Annotated in this window: 15 protein-coding genes, 1 tRNA gene and 1 pseudogene; 14 read left to right on the plus strand and 3 right to left on the minus strand. The window is 37.0% G+C overall.

Translation table 11 applies throughout. The annotated features are described in order from the left end of the window. Positions 1-5 precede the first annotated feature (5 nt). From AC1MPL_RS01250 to AC1MPL_RS01295, 10 genes are all read left to right on the plus strand, one after another. Positions 6-389, plus strand: a complete 384-nt coding sequence (locus AC1MPL_RS01250) for a hypothetical protein (protein ID WP_479763595.1) — start codon at positions 6-8, stop codon at positions 387-389. 3 nt (positions 390-392) lie between these two features. Beyond that, a complete protein-coding gene (locus tag AC1MPL_RS01255) occupies positions 393-587 on the plus strand; it encodes a hypothetical protein (RefSeq protein ID WP_237410731.1) in 195 nt (64 codons plus the stop codon). A gap of 4 nt (positions 588-591) precedes the next feature. After that, positions 592-822, plus strand: a complete 231-nt coding sequence (locus AC1MPL_RS01260; RefSeq protein WP_479763597.1) for a hypothetical protein — start codon at positions 592-594, stop codon at positions 820-822. Between the two features lie 108 nt (positions 823-930). Then, complete coding sequence (locus AC1MPL_RS01265) at positions 931-2,451, plus strand: virulence factor TspB C-terminal domain-related protein (protein WP_479763599.1); 1,521 nt, start codon at positions 931-933, stop codon at positions 2,449-2,451. An 86-nt stretch (positions 2,452-2,537) separates the two neighbouring features. Continuing rightward, complete coding sequence (locus tag AC1MPL_RS01270; protein ID WP_237410734.1) at positions 2,538-2,813, plus strand: DUF2523 family protein; 276 nt, start codon at positions 2,538-2,540, stop codon at positions 2,811-2,813. Then, positions 2,810-3,964 carry a zonular occludens toxin domain-containing protein gene (locus AC1MPL_RS01275; RefSeq protein ID WP_479763601.1) on the plus strand — a complete coding sequence of 385 codons (1,155 nt, stop codon included), beginning with the start codon at positions 2,810-2,812 and terminating at the stop codon, positions 3,962-3,964. The genes AC1MPL_RS01270 and AC1MPL_RS01275 overlap by 4 nt, the downstream gene beginning before the upstream one ends. Before the next feature lie 2 nt (positions 3,965-3,966). Beyond that, positions 3,967-4,242 (plus strand): hypothetical protein, encoded by a 276-nt coding sequence (locus AC1MPL_RS01280; RefSeq protein WP_479763603.1) that lies wholly within the window; start codon positions 3,967-3,969, stop codon positions 4,240-4,242. A gap of 50 nt (positions 4,243-4,292) precedes the next feature. Then, on the plus strand, positions 4,293-4,538 hold the full coding sequence (locus AC1MPL_RS01285) for a hypothetical protein (RefSeq protein ID WP_479763604.1): 246 nt from the start codon (positions 4,293-4,295) through the stop codon (positions 4,536-4,538). Between the two features lie 165 nt (positions 4,539-4,703). After that, positions 4,704-5,567 (plus strand): tyrosine-type recombinase/integrase, encoded by an 864-nt coding sequence (locus AC1MPL_RS01290; RefSeq protein ID WP_479763606.1) that lies wholly within the window; start codon positions 4,704-4,706, stop codon positions 5,565-5,567. Continuing rightward, positions 5,551-5,616 (plus strand) — tRNA-Glu (locus tag AC1MPL_RS01295). Before AC1MPL_RS01290 ends, AC1MPL_RS01295 begins: the two co-directional genes overlap by 17 nt. Positions 5,617-5,713: 97 nt before the next feature. On the opposite strand, the gene AC1MPL_RS01300 is transcribed toward AC1MPL_RS01295, so the two are convergent. Further along, positions 5,714-7,912 (minus strand): TonB-dependent receptor family protein, encoded by a 2,199-nt coding sequence (locus tag AC1MPL_RS01300; RefSeq protein WP_479763607.1) that lies wholly within the window; start codon positions 7,910-7,912, stop codon positions 5,714-5,716. Positions 7,913-8,109: 197 nt separating this feature from the next. Between AC1MPL_RS01300 and AC1MPL_RS01305 the strand changes: the two genes are divergently transcribed. Beyond that, complete coding sequence (locus AC1MPL_RS01305; protein WP_479763609.1) at positions 8,110-8,448, plus strand: zinc-ribbon domain-containing protein; 339 nt, start codon at positions 8,110-8,112, stop codon at positions 8,446-8,448. Positions 8,449-8,974: 526 nt separating this feature from the next. Here AC1MPL_RS01305 and ettA read toward each other — a convergent pair. After that, the gene (gene ettA / locus AC1MPL_RS01310) at positions 8,975-10,636 is read right to left on the minus strand and encodes an energy-dependent translational throttle protein EttA (protein ID WP_479763611.1); all 1,662 of its coding nucleotides are present in this window, start codon (positions 10,634-10,636) and stop codon (positions 8,975-8,977) included. A gap of 329 nt (positions 10,637-10,965) precedes the next feature. On the opposite strand from ettA, the gene AC1MPL_RS01315 reads away from it, so the two are divergent. Continuing rightward, positions 10,966-11,850, plus strand: coding sequence for an SDR family NAD(P)-dependent oxidoreductase (locus AC1MPL_RS01315; protein WP_479763613.1), 885 nt, complete (start codon positions 10,966-10,968; stop codon positions 11,848-11,850). Between the two features lie 45 nt (positions 11,851-11,895). On the opposite strand, the gene AC1MPL_RS01320 is transcribed toward AC1MPL_RS01315, so the two are convergent. After that, a complete protein-coding gene (locus tag AC1MPL_RS01320) occupies positions 11,896-14,235 on the minus strand; it encodes a Tex family protein (protein ID WP_479763615.1) in 2,340 nt (779 codons plus the stop codon). Between the two features lie 329 nt (positions 14,236-14,564). Here AC1MPL_RS01320 and ompR point away from each other — a divergent pair, with 329 nt between their 5' ends. Together ompR and AC1MPL_RS01330 are read left to right on the plus strand one after the other, a co-directional pair. After that, positions 14,565-15,326: an osmolarity response regulator transcription factor OmpR gene (gene ompR, locus AC1MPL_RS01325; protein WP_479763616.1), complete on the plus strand. Its 762-nt coding sequence runs from the start codon at positions 14,565-14,567 to the stop codon at positions 15,324-15,326. 39 nt (positions 15,327-15,365) lie between these two features. Continuing rightward, positions 15,366-16,751, plus strand: a pseudogene (locus tag AC1MPL_RS01330) (ATP-binding protein); the annotation flags it as partial. Positions 16,752-16,801: the final 50 nt, after the last annotated feature.

Below are 16,801 nucleotides of genomic sequence, written 5' to 3' on the forward strand. Positions count from 1 at the left end.
AAATCATGTCTGATAAACAAGAAGATATTCTTTCCGTTATTGGTCAATTACAAGACATTAAAAAAGTAGATATTTCATATCTTTTTTCTAATTCTTCTACTCAGCTTGTAGATAGGTCAACGCTTACCATGATTTCTAAGAAATTAGATTTAGCAATATCTAAATTATATGAGCTTCTAGGGACGAAAGAGCCATTAGATCAAGAAATGGGTCAAGTTATTTCAGACGCTTCATTTAACAAGGGCTATTCTTTTGCAAAATTTGGTAAGGACTACCCTTTACCTGATGAATTACTAAAGATTTTAGAGAACTCACCAGAGTTAATGAAAATTTATAGAAGTCAGTATCTTTGCGGTTTAAATGCTGGATCTGCTGATAAAAGAGATTAAAAAATGACGACATACGTTTGCAAAGAAATACAAGTTATTAACTCTGTTCAAACGTGTGTTTCATACGTTGCAAAAGAAGATTTTGATCTTTTCAACATCAATGTAAATGATGCTAACGCATTACTTACGCAAATCCTTGTGGCATTTGCCACTGTCTATGTTTGGCGTCTTATTGAAGATGCCATGAAACGAGGTTAGTGAAATGAGTAAAATTCGTAATTTTTACAATCGTGCTGTTGTTGGTGTAGCTGTTACTGCGGCTACTGTTGGCGTTGCAATGGCTGATGGTGGTTCAGGTGTTGATACTTCTTCAGGTGTGACAATTATTGGTACTGCTATTGCTGCTATCGCTGGTGTTGGTGCAGCTAAACTCGCTCCTACTGCAACACTTCAAGTTTGGGGCTTTATTAAACAAGCTTTCAACCGTACTTGATTTTATGGAGGGGGATTATTCCCCCTTGCTTGGAGGCTTTATGTCTTTCGGATTTTTCTACTTAATTTTAATGCTTATTCTTCTTACTCTGTTATTTAAGGAATAAAAATGAGAAAAATAATTGCCTTTTTATTACCTTTAATAATAGTTACAACCTCTTTTGCATCTGCTGTACCAAAGCCTACTCCTGAAGATGTTGCTCGTGATATTTTAAGAAAAAATCCTGCTTCCAATGATTGGAAAATGGAAAATGTTTCTGCTCGTGCAGGTCAAGTATCAGGTGATTTAACTCAACGCCTTGCTGCGAATGGTTCAATGTATCAAGTTGCTGAACATGTTGCAGTTCCTGCGAATACTGCTGAAGTTGCAAAAGTTGCTTTAGATGCTGCTAAAAAACTTGCAAAGATTGGCGGTGGTTTAGGTGTTGGTTTAGCTGCTCAGTATGGCATTGATAAACTTCTTGATGGAGTTGGTTATGTTATGGGTCCGGGGGCTGTTGTAAAAAAGTCTGACGGTACACTTACTGATCCTAAAAATTATAAAGGTCATTATATTTATAATTTGAATACGGGTAAGCAATATTCTGATCTTAATGCAGCTGGTTCTGCTCAGTGTGATTATTTAAAGGGTTTGTTTGGTTGGTCTCATGTTCTTTTTATGAAAGCTACTCCTGATGAGTATTCTGCTACTACTGTTTGTTCTTTTCAAAGAGATCCGAATTCTGAGGTTTTGACAGGGTCTTTCGGGATTCCTCAGATTGTAAATCCTAATTATGATCCTTCTGTTGCTCCCGATCTTGCTGATACTGTTCCTGTTCCTTCCGATGGTTCTGATATTCCCACTTTGGCACAGCTAATGAATGCTGATACGACAGGTAAATATGATCCTGTTATTCAATATGCTTATACGCCTAAGGAGGCTGACGGTGTTACGCCTAAGCCTGCAACATATATTGATTGGGGTGTGAATGGTTTTACACCTGAAATGTCGCAAAATTTAATTGATAATCGTAATGCAATACTCCAAGCAGATATTACACAAAATAATTTAAATGCTTTAAATACTGCTGTTAAAGACCCTACACAAACAGGACAGCAAACCATACCTGATGGCCATTCACAGTCGACAACAACTAAGCCAGACGGTACAAAAGTAACGACCAGTACAGATACTGTTACCGATCCAAAAACAGGACAACAAACCACTACTACAACAGTCACAACGACAAAACCTGATGGTACGCAGTCAACAGAGCAAATGAATACCACCGCTGACAACATAAAGACAAAAACAGATTTACCTGCCTTTTGTGACTATTTTTCCTCTTTATGCAAATGGTTAGATTGGACACAAGAACAACCAACAGATTCAGATAAAGAAGATGGTCATGTTGATGTAGATTCACCCACTAATTTTGATTTCTCTGTTTTCCGTACGGATAGGGTTTCTGCTTCTCATACTTGCCCAGCACCTACACAAGTTAATCTAAACCTTATGACAGCTTCTGTTTCTTATCAGTTTGATTATTCACCTTTTTGTCACTTTTTAGAATTAATACACCCGATTGTTATAGCGATTGGTTGGCTTTCTGCTGCTTACATCTTACTGGGGTACACACGTGATGGGTAAGCGAGGACGACGAGGCGGACGGGGAGGACAACGAGGAGGACGAGAGAAACGCTTTAGCGTTTTAAATAAAAAATTAGGGGGGTTAAATGGTTAAGTTACTCAAATGGTTATTTGATCAATTTGGAGATGGTCTTTTAAAAAGGTTACTGGAGAGCGCAGGTCTTACCATTGCATCTTCTGTACTTCTAAATATTATCCTCTCCTTTCTTATTGATCGCTTCTTATCAAACTTAGCTTATGTTGGTGATATTTCTTGGATTATTGGTATTTCGGGTTTTGATCAATCCCTATCTATTATTATTTCAGCCCTTTTTGTTGTTGCTCAATTACGCTCGACTAATGTTTCGGTAACTAAAAAATGATTACATTACTAACTGCTACTCCAGGATCAGGCAAAACGCTTTGGGCTGTACAAGAAATATTTAAACGTGCAAATGATACAACAAAAGATTGGAATATATTTTCAAACATTGATGGTCTAAAATTAGATTCTGCTCAACCGCTTAAAGATAAATTTGTTGATTATCCGCCCAACTCTCTAGTTGTTATTGATGAAGCACATTTCATAACGCATTTTTCTAAAAAATATAAACACCCTATAAAAAATGAAAACCATCCTGAAGTTGAGTTCTTATCAGTTCATAGACATGCTGACTTTTTAGATATTATATTCATCACACAAGCTCCTAGACGTTTAAATGTTGATGTACTTGATATGGTTGGTACACATATACACTTACATCGTCCTATGGGCATGAAGCTTGCAACATGGTGGCTTTGGAAACACTCACAAATTAGTCCGAATACAAAGTCTGCTAAGGCAGAAGCTGAGGATACAGGTACTTTCACCTATCCTAAACAGCTTTTCACCATGTATAAATCATCAGATGGTTCTGGAGATTCACACTCTAAAATTAAAATACCTGCAAAAGTCATACAAGGTATTTGGATGCTTTTTCTAGTGATTGCTGCTTGTGTTTATTTTAATTGGGATAATATCTTTCATAAAAAACCAACGACAACCACAACAACTACGACAACCCATGTCGCAAATACAACTCAACCCAATACAAATACTGCACCTATTAATGCTTCTGATCTCTCTACCCAGTGCCGTAAAGCTGAAAACTTAAACCGTAAAGAATGTATTGCTTGGTATGATGACTTAACCAAAAATCATAAATCTGTTTCTACATTTAACTATGATCCATCTAACCCATTTTCAGATGAATTACAAAAACAAGTTCAATCAACGTATGAAATTAAGAACAAGCCAATATTTTCAGGCTGTTTAAAATCAGGTCATAAATATATCGCCTATACCCAACAAGGCACTATTCTTCACAATGTTTCTTCTTCTGATTGTGAAAGAGTAATTAACGGAGATCGTCCGTTTGATTACTTTGGTGATCATGCTTCTAAAGACTTACAAGTAAATGCTGTTCCTGCTTCAACACTCCCAGGTGATGAACAAAAAGCACAAACAATGTATGAAAATAAGGAAGGTATTTAGTTATGAAAATTTTTGATTGGTTTGAATCTTTTTTTGATGATTGGGCACCATTTTTCCTTGTTCTTGCTCTTGTTTTTCTCGTTGGTTCTCTTGCTTATTTTTGTACTTCTTTAAATTCACCCGCAACAGATAAAGAGCTTTTAGCTGCTAAATCTGAATGTCCAACTATATCTAATTATTTACCTGATTCCATTGTTACTTCTTCGTCTTTAGAATTTTATTTGCAGAAATGTCATGATGATCAAGTTATTTCAAAACAGAAGGCTATTTTGAAATGACTTATTTTTTCATTAATATATCTTTATTCCTTTCTTTAGATATTAAATAAATGACTAATCGTAATATGGTTTATGTTGGAATTATTTTTGCAGCTATTTATATAATTTATCAATATTGGTCTCCAGCTTCTCCAGCTTCGATAAAATCTGCTTATATTGAATGCTCTGATTTACCTGATTATGTGAATACAAATGCTGTAATAAGTAAACATGATTTATCTCGTGCTTTAGATTATTGCAAGTGGGATAGAGAAAAACAAAAAACTATTATTGAACAAAATAATGCTCTTCGATAAATGGAAAATTAGCGTAGCTATTTTTTCCTCCCTGATTACCTTGCTCCCATTAAATTTTAATCGGTAGTAACAAAGCCCCACGGAGTGTGGGGCGACCAAGACACATTTATGTACTGATTAGACAGCAAAATGATTTGCTGTTTTTTTTGATTTTAGGAATTAAGAATGGATATAGAAAAGATATTAAATTTTTATGCTAGAAATGGCTTATTTCAATCAAATCATACATATATGGATAAGTTCTCTCACCTGGAGTGGTTTTATAAATTTGATGATATAACAATAGAAAATGTGCATGACTACTGCACATATAGACAACTTCAAGGTGTAAAAAATTCAACAATCAATAGAGAATTGCACGTTATTAAATCTGCTTTTAACTACTACTTAAAACATAAAAACGATAATTTTAAAAACGTATTTAATGGATTTAGGCTCTTTGAAACTGATTTTATACCACGCTTTCTAAATGCTTACGAATGTACCAAGCTCTTAAACGCTTCAAAACAATACGGCAATTACATTCTTCACGATTACATACTTCTTTTACTAAATACGGGCTGTCGTTCTGGAGAGCTTCTCTCACTGACATGGGATAATGTTCATATAAATGATAAATATTTTATTATTAGAAACTCACTATCTAAGAATAAAAAGACTGTTTATAAACCGCTTAATCATGTTTCGATCTATGCGCTCTTACGTTTAAAAACGCATAAAAAATATGTTTTTTATAATGAGAATACTGATTCTAATATTAAGACTTTTTATAAAGGTTTTAAATGTGCTGTTAAAAGGGCTGAAATTGGTCATGTTCGCATACACGATTTAAGACACACATTTGCTAGCTTTTTAATAAAACAAGGTATTCCTCTTTATCATGTTTCTACGCTTTTAGGTCATTCAGATACAAGAATTACACAACGCTATGCGCATTTAGCTCCTGAAAATCTACATGATTGCTTGTCCTCTTTGCCCTCTTTAACACAAGATTACAAAACTTTACAAAATAATAGTGAAAGTGGCTAACGCCCCTTTCACGGCGGTAACCGGGGTTCGAATCCCCGTAGGGACGCCAAATTCTAAAAAAGCCACTGAAGACTCAGTGGCTTTTTTTTATGTGTGTTTTTAATAAAAAGCCCTAGCAACTTGCTAAGGCCTCTTTTAAAACTTAACTAGAAATCAAATGACGTTTGCAAAAAGACTGTTCTTGGCTGTCCTTCATATTTCCCATATATACTGTCAGATGAGCGTGTAAAATAATTGGTATCGAACACATTTTTAATACCCGCTGCCACTTTTAACCCTTTTAACTGCTGGCTAAAGTCATACGCAACTCGTACTGAAGCTGTTGTATAACCTGGTATACGTCCAAAGCGCCCTTTATCATCTTCAATAACAAGGTCATCTTTATTTGTTGCAATTTGACTAGATTGAGCAAATAAGTCTGTATTCACAGTCCACTGATTCACCTTATAACCTAAACCAAGGTTAGCCACCCAACGCGAATAAAGTGGAATATCTTTACCCTTACGTATGCCTGCTGCAGCTGTTGCATGCGTGTAGGTTAAATTACTATAAGCAGATAGCCCTTGCAGTACATCATACATCTGACCAAAGTCATAATTTATACCAAGCTCAAAGCCTTCATGCTTAGTCGCACCCAGGCTACTCCATTCTTCTACACCATTAATTTTTGAACGCTTCAGCTCTTGATTAAAGTCAATGTAAAATGCTGTTAGCTCAGCTTGTAAACCATTTCCTAAATAGTGTGTCCCAATCTCATAATTTTTTGCTTTTTCAGGGCGTAAACCTTGTGTTTGAGATACTGCTATATCTCCATCAATTTTTGCCATTTGGCTATATTGTTGTGGTCCAAATGAAATTCCATAGTTTGCAAATACATTCCACTGATCATTAACCGCATATTTCACTGAAAAGTTTGGTAAAACTTCATTCGACTTTACAACAGGCGTAATAGAGCTTTTTACACTATTATTGGCATTTAAACGGTTAAAGTTTTCTGTCGTCTTAATCGACTCAAAACGTACACCAGGTGTCACAGACCAACGACCAATATCTGTTCTGTTATCTAGATATACTGCATGCGCTGTTGTTTTACCATTGGCAGAAGAATAACCATCTAACTGTGTAATTACAGGACTATTGGGTGCATAGAATGCACTACGTCCAATATATTCTTTACTGGTCTCATGTAAATAACGATATCCAACAGAAATCTCATTATTAGTATTACCAAAAGCATAAGCATGAGAGAAACGAGGTTCAATTGCAGAAACTTGATAAGTCCTAGGCGCGTTTCTTAACTGCATTTCCAACTTCTTGGTTTTGGAATTTTGTGCTTGATTTTCCATTACCGCATTACGGTAGGTATCTGTATGATAAGCCAAAACCTCAAAAGTATTTACATCATCTTTATGGGTATATTTTAAAGCACCATCTGTACGATGCCCTTCAAAAAAGTCATTCTTCATCACAGATTGATTCGGATTAACCGCATACTGCTGTGGTGTCAAACCGCCTGGCATACCTGCCTTAGCATCATAACGATGTAGACTAAATTCAAGCTTATCTGCATCGGTAAAGCTATACGCTGTTTTTAAAATAACATCATTAATATTGTTATGATCATTATTATCTCTATACCCATTTCCTTGCGTACCTGAGTACATTATAGCAACACCTAAACCATTTTCAAAAGTTGTGCCAAGAAATGCATTTGGACTTAACTTAACATTGCCATTTTTAGCGAACTCAGTTGTTAGCCCCACACTACCTTTAAAATCTTGTGGAATCTCACGCGTATTAAAGTTAATGATACCACCCACATTTTGAGGCCCAAAGCGAACAGAACCTGCTCCACGAATCACATCAATCGATGAAATATTGCCTAAACTGGTTGGCGCCAATGAAAGCTGTGGCTGACCATATGGTGCAAATGCTAGTGGCACACCATCCATAAGAACTGTTGAACGTGGAGAGAATCGTGAGGTTAAACCACGAACACCAAAACTTAAAGATAAATCACTGCCTGCTGTACCTGCATTATCTTGAACCTGAACACCAGGAACCTGCCTTAAAGCATCTTTTAATGTTGTTGAAGCCGTTTCATCAAGCTGCTTACGATCTATAATTGTTCTAGCACCTGCATGTTCAAATACTTTCTTTGCTGTTACATCTTCAAGCCAGTTTCCTTGCGCATGTAATTGAATCGTATTTAAAACTGCTGTTTTTGAAGAGTTTTGTTCTTCAGCATATGAAAATGATGTGAAACTGAATAGGGAAATAAAAGTTGCAATAGCTACTTTAGATTGCCTAAACGGGTATATCGATACAAAGGATTTCTGCTGCATTTAAAATCTCTTAAATTATAATATATTTTAAAATATGTCATAAAATAATATTTATTAGTAACAAAAACAATAATTATTCGTATTTATGTTGATCGATATTTCTTATAAAAGTCTAAAAAAGATAGACAATAGAGTTGAAAGTTTTTTATTTCATTATTATTTAGCTAGAATATACTTAAAATTATTTTGGAGTTTTCATGCAATACCGTTGCCCACAATGCCAAAGCCAAAAAGTTATGCCAGTTGCTCAAGTAGGCAGTACAACGCGCCCTGATGTACCTAAAAGTCTTATAGTTTTAGTCTTCTCTATTTTTTTACTTTTACTTTTAGTTATTGCTGATATTGCAATGTGGATTTTTAGTAAGGGTGCTGGTACAAACTTACAAATTGCAACTGCTGTTGTATTTGCTATCACTGCTATTTCAGGTGTTTTATTCTGGCGTGACTTACCAAACTTTAAAATTTCTATGCAGGCATTTATGCAATCACAAAAAGCATGGAAATGCCGTGACTGCAATCATCAATGGCAAATTTAGACCACAATCTTATTCATGAGTGTGCCCACATGTATACTCATGAGTAAAATAGCTTTTCTAGAGCCTCACGATATAACAAAACGACTTTATTCCAGTTGCATATATTCTTTCTCAATCAACTCTAACGTAGAGCCTTTGAAATTAAGTAAACCTACTTTTAACTCATATCTTAGTTCGAAAATTTCTAAACAATTTCAATAATAAGTAGCATCTGCCCTTTGACATGCCGCCCAATAACTTTTCACCCTAATCAAAATGTAGAATTTTTATGACAAGTCATTTTAAGATACCTCTACAATTGAATAAAATTAACTACTCTAAAAATATAGATATGCTATTACCTTTTAGGTACACAATACCCTTTAGGTTAAATGTAGTAGAAAATTTTTTCTTGTATCACTCCAACCTCCAACGGTATATCTTAATTTCTATTCAATGCCCTACACCTATGAATTTAAAGATTCGGTAAATATAAAAAAAAGCCAACTCACCGATGAGTTGGCTTTCTCTGAATCACTAATTAAAATTAGCCACCAATTTTTCTATATTTTTGACGCTTTGGTCGAGCTTCATCACCTAATTTTTTCTTACGATATGCTTCATATTCTGTGTAGTTACCGTCGAAGAACTCAGGGCCTTCATCTTCAAAAGCAAGAATATGCGTTGCAATACGGTCTAAGAACCAACGGTCATGCGACACAACCATTACTGTACCAGGGAAAACTAAAATAGCGTCCTCTAGTGCACGTAACGTTTCGACATCAAGGTCGTTTGATGGTTCATCGAGTAAGATAACGTTTGCACCTTGCTGAAGAATTTTTGCAAGTTGTAAGCGGTTACGCTCACCACCAGAAAGTTCACCTACACGTTTTTGTTGATCTGAACCTTTAAAGTTAAAGCGGCCAATATATGCACGAGAAGCAATTTCATAATCACCTACACGTAAAATATCTAAACCACCTGAAACTTCTTCCCAAACAGTTTTATTATCATCTAAGGTATCGCGAATCTGACCAACATAAGCCACTTTCACGGAATCACCAACAGTCACTGTACCTGTAGATGGCTCTTGCTCACCTGTCATCATACGGAAAAGTGTTGTTTTACCTGCACCATTCGGCCCAACAATACCTACAATCGATGCTGGTGGTACAGAAAAACTCAAGTTCTCGTAAAGTAAACGATCGCCAAACGATTTGCTAATATTATCAACTTCAACAACCTTGTTCCCTAAACGCGGGCCAGGTGGAATATAAATTTCTGAAGTTTCATTACGTTCTTGGAATTCTTTAGAGTTTAACTCTTCAAAACGCTCCATACGTGCTTTATTCTTCTTCTGCTGACCTTTAGCATTTGAGCGAACCCATTCAAGCTCTTTTTTCAATGCTTTCGCAAAAGATTCTTCTTGCTTATTCTCTTGCTCTAAACGTGCATTCTTTTGTTCCAACCACGTTGTATAGTTACCTTGATAAGGAATACCATGTCCACGGTCAAGCTCTAAGATCCACTCAGCAACGTTATCTAAGAAATAACGGTCATGGGTAATCGCAACAATTGTCCCTGCAAAGTCTTTTAAGAAACGCTCAAGCCAAGATACCGATTCTGCATCTAAATGGTTTGTCGGTTCGTCAAGTAACAACATATCAGGCTTAGATAAAAGTAAGCGGCAAAGTGCAACACGACGGCGCTCACCACCAGACAGCTTATTTACATCTGCATCCCATGCAGGTAAACGTAGCGCATCTGCTGCTTGTTCCATTTGGTTACTTAAATTATGTGCATCCCAAGCATGAATAATTGATTCAAGCTTTTCTTGCTCTTTTGCAAGTGCATCGAAATCTGCATCTTCAGCAGCATATTCAGCAAATACTTCATCTAAACGTGCTAGCGCATCTAGAGGCTCACGCAAACCATCTTCCACGTTACCACGAACATCTTTATTTGGGTCTAAAGGTGGCTCTTGTTCAAGATAGCCAATTTTAATACCAGGCTGTGCACGTGCTTCACCAGAAAAGTCTTTATCTACACCCGCCATAATGCGAAGTAGTGTTGACTTACCCGCACCATTTAAACCAAGCACACCAATTTTTGCACCAGGGAAAAATGATAGAGAGATATCTTTAAGGATTTCGCGCTTTGGCGGAACCATTTTAGATACTCGGTTCATTGTATAGATATATTGGGCCACGCGGACTCCTCAATTAAATAGTGTACAGCTAAAAATCTTTGAAACTATTATACCTAAAAGTATTCATAAAATAAGGCTCTTGCCTTTTTATTATCAGTGCTTATTAGACAGAATGTAAGTAACCTTATTATTCAACTTCATTGTGACAAAAGATTGTACAGTTTTCAAATCTGTTTAAAATATTGGCAACTCGCAAAATAAGCTAATATTTTTCATATTTCGTCATTATCTTCTGTTTCTTTTTACGATATGCTTTGTTCGTTTTTTGATGAGGTACATTTCATCAAAACCATTATTACACCAAAACACATGCGCCAAGGTATCCTCTTGTGAAAAAAAAGTTAGAACACCTTTTTCAACAACGCGTTCAAGGAAAAACTGCTCTCATTACAGGTGCATCAAGTGGCATTGGTAGAACCATTGCAAAGCGCCTAGCCTCCGCAGGTGCGCATGTATTATTGGTTGCACGCACAGAAGAAAATTTACGTGAAGTACAGCTAGAAATTGAAAAAGATGGTGGTCAAGCCTCTATTTTTCCATGTGACTTAAATGATATGGATGCTATAGATGCATGTTCTAAAAATATTTTAGCGAATGTCGAACATATTGATATTTTGATTAACAATGCAGGACGCTCTATTCGCCGTGCCGTTGAAGAGTCACTAGATCGCTTTCATGACTTTGAAAGAACTATGCAGCTTAACTACTTTGGTGCAGTACGTTTGGTACTAAATATATTACCGCATATGATTAAACGTCGTGATGGGCATATTATTAATATTAGTTCGATTGGTGTTCTTGCAAATGCCACACGATTTTCTGCTTATGTTGCATCTAAAGCAGCACTCGATGCTTTTAGTCGTTGCCTCTCCGCAGAAGTTCATGCACATAAAATTGCCATTACTTCCGTGTATATGCCCCTTGTACGCACACCCATGATTGCACCTACAAAACTATATAACTATGTGCCAACCCTCTCTACAGATCAGGCAGCAGACCTCATTGCACAAGCCATTGTGAAGCGTCCAAAGAGTGTTGCAACCAATCTAGGTCGTTTAGCTTCTCTCACTTACTCTATTGTTCCAGATTTAAACAATAAGCTTATGTCTATTGGCTTCAGCTTATTTCCGAGCTCTAGTGCTTCCATTGGAGAGAAAGAGAAATTAACGCTTATCCAACGTGCTTATGCAAAGATTTTTCCAAATAATCATTAAACATAAAAAAGCCTCCTAATTAGGAGGCTTTTTTATATGAGTCAGTTATTTTGACCCTTTAATACCTGCTTGTAATAACAATGCACCTAAACCACCAATTTTCTGCTCTTGTGGTTTATCTTGCTTCGCACGTTTTGGTAAGTCTTTACGTGGTTGCGCTGGACGTTTGTGTTGTGGCTTACGCTCATCTTGCCCCTTATGCTCACGACGTGGTGCACGTTGTGGCTTCGCAGGCGCTTGCGAGCCTTCTGGACGCATACTTAAGTTGACACGCTTACGCTCTGCATCTACTTGAATAACACGCACTTGAACAATTTGACCTGGTTTCACAATCTTTTGTGGATCAGCAACAAATTCATTTGCCAATTCTGAAATATGCACTAAACCATCTTGATGTACACCAACATCTACAAACGCACCAAAATTAGTTACATTTGTAATAACACCTTCAAGCTCCATACCTTCATGTAAATGTGCAACTTCAGTTACATCTTCACGGAATTTTGCTGTACGGAATTCAGGGCGAGGGTCACGTCCCGGCTTTTCAAGTTCACTTAAAACATCTTTTACTGTTGGCAAGCCAAATTTTTCATTTACAAACTGATCAGCATCAATTTGACGTAGAATTTCGCTATTACCAATAATATCTTTTATCGTTGTCGATTTCTCAGCAACAATATTTTCAACCAAACCATATGCTTCTGGGTGAACTGCTGAAGCATCAAGAGGTTGCTCACCATCATGAATACGTAAGAAGCCTGCTGCCTGTTCAAAAGTACGCTCGCCTAAACGTGGCACTTGTTTTAATGTTTTACGATCATTAAAACGACCATGCTCTTTACGATACTCGACAATCTGTTGTGCAATCGCTTTATTTAAACCAGCGATATAGCCTAATACAGCAGGAGATGCCGTATTTACATCAACACCAACCGCATTCACGCAATCTTCAACAACAGCATCAAGTGCTTTTGCAAGACCTGCCTGATTGACATCATGTTGGTACTGACCAACACCAATTGACTTAGGATCAATTTTCACAAGTTCAGCAAGAGGATCTTGTAAACGACGTGCAATTGAAACAGCACCACGAATTGATACATCAAGTTCTGGTAACTCTTGTGAAGCAAGCTCACTTGCAGAGTAAACTGATGCACCTGCTTCACTGACAGTGACACGTGTCAGTTTAAGGTCACTGTTTTCTGCCATCATTTCAGCAATAACAGTTTCTGTTTCACGGCTTGCCGTACCATTACCAATGGCAATTAGGTCTACTGCATATTCACGACATAAACGTGCAAGTTCTTCTTTGGCACCTGCTTTATCTTCTTTTGGCGCAAATGGGTAAACTGTGCTATGCGCAACAACATCACCTGATGCATTCACAACAGCGAGTTTAACACCTGTACGTACACCTGGATCGACACCTAACGTACAACGGCTACCAGCAGGTGCTGAAAGTAACAAATGACGTAAGTTTTCTGCAAAAACTTGCATTGCTTCAGCTTCTGCTGCAAGACGTTTCTCAGTCAGCAAAGAATGTTCGATTTGTGGTCTGATTTTACCTAACCAAAATAGTTTTGCTGTTTGTTTCAAGAAATCTTGACGTGCTTGAGGCTGAATGCTGTCTAAAGCATATTCTACTTCAATACGTGAAAGTGGTGCTTCATCTTCACCATCTACTTTTAAGCCCAATACATTTTCTTGACGACCACGAAGCATTGCAAGTAAACGATGAGAAGGTACTTTATTTAGATTTTCTGAAAATTCAAAATAGTCTTTAAACTTCTTACCAACTTCACGCTTTTCATCTGAAGCAACAGCACTTTTTAATACAGCTGTTTTAGCAAAAATTGATTTTAGCTCAACCGACAATGCAATATTTTGTGCCCAACTATCAATAATAATATGTTGAACAGCATCAAGTTGGCTTTCTGTATCTGCATAATCTTCATGAGCAAAGCCATCAAGCGCAAGTGTTGGCTCAATATCTTCTTGCAAAATACGATCTGCAATAGGCCCTAAACCTGCTTCTTTTGCTTTAAATGACTTACTTGTGCGCTTTGGACGATACGGCGCATAAATTTCTTCTAATGCATTTTTTGTTGTTGCAGTATTTACACGTGTAAGTAAATCATCACTCAATTTATTTTGTTCAGTTAAAGCTTGAATAACTTTTTCACGACGCTCGTTTAAATCACGTAAGTAGCTCAAACGTGTGTCTAGCTGACGAAGTTGCGTATCATCCAAGCCCTGCGTCACCTCTTTACGGTAACGTGCAATAAATGGAACACTTGCCCCTTCATCAATTAAACGAATTGCGGCTTCTACTTGGTTCGGACGTGCGGCAAGCTCACTTGCCAACTGCTGAACGAGGTCAGTCATCGTATGGAATCCTACTTAAGGAACATAAACTCAAAGCAGAGATTATAAAGACCATGCTCGTAAAATCTACAGGTAGAAGCAGGATTTTTTAAATTTATCGCAATAAATATGCACTTATTTTGTTTTTAAATGTATTTATAAGCATATTTAACTTGAATCTTGTTACTTTAATAACCATCTAAAGACGTATAATGGAAACCTGACAAACAAATGATGTCGCTATATATATTTGTAAAATTAGACAAATTAACACTATAGCCAGATGTCGCTTAAAAGCATTATACTCAAATTATCTAATATTAAATAAATGATTAAAAAGGGAGCACTTTATGAGTTTAGTGGTACCTGCTGAAAATACGGAAAGTGTTGTAGATACAGACCGTGTTGAACGTATTTTGGTAGTCGATGATGACGTACGCCTTCGCACACTTTTACAACGCTTTTTAGAAGATAAAGGCTTTGTTGTAAAAACTGCACACGATGCAACTCAAATGGATCGCTTACTACAACGTGAGCTATTCTCATTAATTGTTTTAGACTTCATGCTTCCTGTGGAAGATGGTTTAAGTATTTGTCGTCGCTTACGCCAATCAAACATCGACACCCCTATTATTATGCTTACAGCAAGGGGAAGTGACTCAGACCGCATTGCAGGTTTAGATGCAGGTGCAGATGATTATCTACCAAAACCATTCAATCCAAATGAATTACTTGCACGTATTCGTGCCATCCTACGCCGTCAAGTACGTGAAGTGCCCGGTGCACCAAGCCAGCAAATGGAAGTTGTCAGTTTTGGCCCTTGGTCTTTAGACCTTTCAACACGTTCTTTAACACGTGAAGGTCAAGTTGTTACACTCACAACTGGCGAATTTGCTGTACTCAAAGCACTTGTGCAACATCCTCGAGAGCCTCTAACACGCGATAAACTCATGAACCTTGCAAGAGGACGTGAATGGGGCGCTATGGAGCGCTCTATAGACGTACAAGTTTCTCGTTTACGCAGACTTGTTGAAGATAATCCTGCTCGCGCACGTTATATTCAAACAGTTTGGGGGGTTGGTTACGTTTTTGTACCAGATGGTGCAGAATAATTGGCGTCATTATATTCAAAACACAGTTAGGAAACCTCAGTGACACTTGACCCAATAGACCCTAAAGAACTGGTTGACTCATCTGGCTATTACGCTCAAAAGCGTACTAAAATGGAAAAATTGTTAGATAAAGTTAAACCACGTTCCGCTGCCATGCGTACAACCATTTTGGTTGCATTTGTGGTGTTCTTTAGCCTATTTATGTCACTTTGGTTTTTCTGGCGAACATTATATTTACCTGAAATACAACAACATGCGCGATATCTTGCTATTGAGCTCGACATTATTAATAACCCAAACTTTAGTATCTCTCATCATGGTAAAGATATAGATGTAGACACATGGCTACATCGGCGCTTAGGTGTTGAATATATTACTGATCCTAAACAATACCCAAATGTACAAGAAAAGTTAATTGCCGACTTTATTACCAGTCGTATTGAAAAGCGCTTAGCACAAGAGTTACAAGTCAATCGAGAGCAAGTCACTGTTTATTTTAAATTTAAACCATCTCCAACAATTTGGGTACAGAGCCCAGACATGCATGGACATTGGTTAAAAGAACCTCTGACAACCTATGCAAATTATAAACCTGAGCTTATTTTTGGTTGGTTATTTGGCATTCCTATTCTTGCCTTTATTATTATTCTCACCCTTGTACGTCAGTTAAATAGACCATTAAAACGTCTACAAAATGCAGCAAACTCATATAGCCATACAGGCAGTGCTCCATACCTTTCTACCAATCATGGCCCACTTGAAATCCGAGAAGTAAACCAAGCATTCAACCATATGGTTTATAACTTAGAGCAAATTGAAAAAGACCGTAAAATTATGCTAGCGGGTATTTCTCATGATCTAAGAACACCTCTCACCCGAATTCGTCTAACTGCTGAAATGTTGCCTGATGAGTTTTTAAGAGAAGGACTTGTCTACGATGTAGACGACATGGATGCCATTCTGAATCAATTTATTTCGTATATGCGTGATGGTTCAGATGAAATACTTTCCGATACAGACATCAACAGCCTATTACAAGAGCTAATCGTTCAATTTAATCCACTCGAGATCATCTTTACACCTCAAGAGATCCCTATTATCCAAGCACGTAGTTTATCACTCAAGCGCCTGATTGGGAATTTAATTAATAATGCTAAACGCTATGGTGCAGAACCAATTGAGATCTCAGCAGAAATTAAGAATAAACAAATTGAAATTAGTATTGCAGATAATGGTGAGGGTGTCCCTAATGATCAAATTGAAGCACTAATGCAACCATTTGTTCGTGGCAATACTGCACGAACCATTCAGGGTAGTGGTTTAGGATTGGCTATTGTTAAACGTATTGTAGATATACATCAAGGAAAGCTTACTTTAAGAAACCGTCCAACTGGTGGTTTTGAAGTAATTATTGCTTTACCTATCTCGATAAAAAATACAAAGTAGACATATACTATTGTTTTAAATAATTTATT

Source organism: Acinetobacter sp. N1-1, assembly GCF_056711485.1.

What these genes read in the sequence shown, in the direction of transcription:
- AC1MPL_RS01305 (WP_479763609.1), top strand. Translation starts at nt 8,110, where the DNA reads ATGCAATACCGTTGCCCACAATGCCAAAGCCAAAAAGTTATGCCAGTT.
- AC1MPL_RS01250 (WP_479763595.1), top strand. Translation starts at nt 6, where the DNA reads ATGTCTGATAAACAAGAAGATATTCTTTCCGTTATTGGTCAATTACAA.
- AC1MPL_RS01265 (WP_479763599.1), top strand. Translation starts at nt 931, where the DNA reads ATGAGAAAAATAATTGCCTTTTTATTACCTTTAATAATAGTTACAACC.
- AC1MPL_RS01285 (WP_479763604.1), top strand. Translation starts at nt 4,293, where the DNA reads ATGACTAATCGTAATATGGTTTATGTTGGAATTATTTTTGCAGCTATT.
- AC1MPL_RS01275 (WP_479763601.1), top strand. Translation starts at nt 2,810, where the DNA reads ATGATTACATTACTAACTGCTACTCCAGGATCAGGCAAAACGCTTTGG.
- AC1MPL_RS01280 (WP_479763603.1), top strand. Translation starts at nt 3,967, where the DNA reads ATGAAAATTTTTGATTGGTTTGAATCTTTTTTTGATGATTGGGCACCA.
- AC1MPL_RS01260 (WP_479763597.1), top strand. Translation starts at nt 592, where the DNA reads ATGAGTAAAATTCGTAATTTTTACAATCGTGCTGTTGTTGGTGTAGCT.
- ompR (WP_479763616.1), top strand. Translation starts at nt 14,565, where the DNA reads ATGAGTTTAGTGGTACCTGCTGAAAATACGGAAAGTGTTGTAGATACA.
- AC1MPL_RS01320 (WP_479763615.1), bottom strand. Translation starts at nt 14,235, where the DNA reads ATGACTGACCTCGTTCAGCAGTTGGCAAGTGAGCTTGCCGCACGTCCG.
- AC1MPL_RS01290 (WP_479763606.1), top strand. Translation starts at nt 4,704, where the DNA reads ATGGATATAGAAAAGATATTAAATTTTTATGCTAGAAATGGCTTATTT.
- AC1MPL_RS01300 (WP_479763607.1), bottom strand. Translation starts at nt 7,912, where the DNA reads ATGCAGCAGAAATCCTTTGTATCGATATACCCGTTTAGGCAATCTAAA.
- AC1MPL_RS01255 (WP_237410731.1), top strand. Translation starts at nt 393, where the DNA reads ATGACGACATACGTTTGCAAAGAAATACAAGTTATTAACTCTGTTCAA.
- AC1MPL_RS01270 (WP_237410734.1), top strand. Translation starts at nt 2,538, where the DNA reads ATGGTTAAGTTACTCAAATGGTTATTTGATCAATTTGGAGATGGTCTT.